The sequence below is a fragment of the Photobacterium frigidiphilum genome (assembly GCF_003025615.1).
Taxonomy (GTDB): domain Bacteria; phylum Pseudomonadota; class Gammaproteobacteria; order Enterobacterales; family Vibrionaceae; genus Photobacterium; species Photobacterium frigidiphilum.
In genome coordinates, this window is sequence record NZ_PYMJ01000108.1 from 1 (window position 1) to 1,680 (window position 1,680).

Consider the following 1,680-nt stretch of genomic DNA (forward strand, 5'->3'; position numbering starts at 1 on the left):
GCCGATTTGTTCGCTGGCGCCAAAACCGTCATCAAAGAAAACACCGACGGTAGTTCAGGCTTGTACCAGGCCATGACCGTCGCCGGTCTTGGAGCCGCGGCAGTCGGCGGCTATATGACCAAAAACTGGGTCGGCGCCATCGGCGGTTTCTCGGCCGGAATGATCTTCACCAATTTCGCCATGTCGATGATAGGTCTGTAACCATGGAAAACCCCGCCCTCTTTTTCAGTATTCCCAAACAGCTGTCGAAAGGAAAAACCTTGCTCGGGTTCCCGAGGGATGAGCTGCTCCCTTCGCTGGTTATCTTTGGCATATTGTTCACGGGGCGTCATGAGGCGGTGGGGTTCATCCTCGCCGCCATTTGGTTCATCGGGCTGCATAGTTTAAAGAAAACCCACGGCGACAATTTCATTCGCCTCACGCTCTACTGGTATGCCCCCGATAACCTCAGCGCCCCCCTTTTCAATACCACGCCCAGTGCCGAAAAGCGCTACTGGATACATTAAGGTGTCAGAGGATGCTCGATTCCAACAAAATAAACATGCTGGCTTTATCAAAGGCACTCAACGGCTTGTTAGTACTCTTCTCCATCGGCCTCTTAATCACCGTCGTGGTGCTGGGTGGCATACTCGGAAAAGTCGTTAACAGCAAAAGCCGGACCTTGGTACCGCCCACCATCAGCAAAGCCTTTACCGTCTCCGACGGCGCCGTTGACAGCAGTTATTTGCAGCAAATGTCTGAATACTTCGCGCACCTGAAGCTCGACGTCACCCCCAAAAACGTCGAACGCAATTACGGCCGCCTGCTCGATTACGTCAGCAGCGAGACCTGGTCAGATATGCAGCCGGCACTGGTGGCCGATGCACTGCACGTTATCGGCGAAAACGTCAGCAGCCGGTTCGATGTCGATAAAGTGCGAGTGGCCGACAACACGCTGCAGGTGAAACTCACCGGCACATTGCAAAAACACGTGGGCTCTCGCCCGCTCCCCCCCGAGAGCGTCAGTTACGTTGTTGATATGTCCTATGAGTACGGGGAAATAGCCCTGCTGACCATCAAGAAAATCAAGGAGGAAACATGATCCGATTGCTCCGTGCCGCGGTCATCGCGGCATGTTGCATCGCCCCCTGGGCGCATGCAAAAAACACCCCGCCGACGACCTATACTTTTAACGACAACGACACCGTCCCGGTAGTGCTGTCGAGTGTTGATATCAACCGCTTGGTGGTCAAAGGCGACAAAATCACCGGGATTGATTGCCCGGCCGGATTTTGTGTCGTTGCTGGCACCAAGTCCGACACGTCCGGGGCTGCCCGCCTCAAACTCAATATCGCCGTCCCTTTTGTCGCCTACGTCAGCACCAGGAAAGGCCGGCAATTCGGCCTGTTCATCACCTCACGGGCCATGCCCGCCGTGACCTCGGAATTTATCGGCGTGCAAAACACCCAGCAAGCCCCGTCGGTGTTTGATAAAACCGCCCCTTATCCCGTCCAGCTGGCCGAATTTACCGCACAAATGATGCGATGGACCGAGACTGGCGAGATGATGGGCGGATTCAGCCTGCACCCAGTCGATCCGAAAACGGTGGCCAGTGCGTTTAATGCACCGCTGGCGGTTATTCCCGACACCATCTTTGTCGGCAAGCCGTTCTCCGGCATCCGTTACCAACTCATCAACAAC

General features: G+C 55.3%; 4 protein-coding genes. All 4 read left to right on the plus strand.

Annotated features, from left to right (window positions below; translation table 11 throughout):
• Positions 1-201, plus strand: a 201-nt coding sequence (locus C9J12_RS29945; RefSeq protein ID WP_107247103.1) for a type IV conjugative transfer system pilin TraA, incomplete at its 5' end; no start/stop codon positions are given.
• 2 nt (positions 202-203) lie between these two features.
• Positions 204-506: a type IV conjugative transfer system protein TraL gene (gene traL, locus C9J12_RS29950; protein ID WP_107247106.1), complete on the plus strand. Its 303-nt coding sequence runs from the start codon at positions 204-206 to the stop codon at positions 504-506.
• Positions 507-517: 11 nt separating this feature from the next.
• Complete coding sequence (traE, locus tag C9J12_RS29955; protein ID WP_107247109.1) at positions 518-1,081, plus strand: type IV conjugative transfer system protein TraE; 564 nt, start codon at positions 518-520, stop codon at positions 1,079-1,081.
• On the plus strand, positions 1,078-1,680 hold a 603-nt coding region (gene traK / locus C9J12_RS29960; RefSeq protein ID WP_107247111.1), incomplete at its 3' end, for a type-F conjugative transfer system secretin TraK. The genes traE and traK, both read left to right, overlap by 4 nt.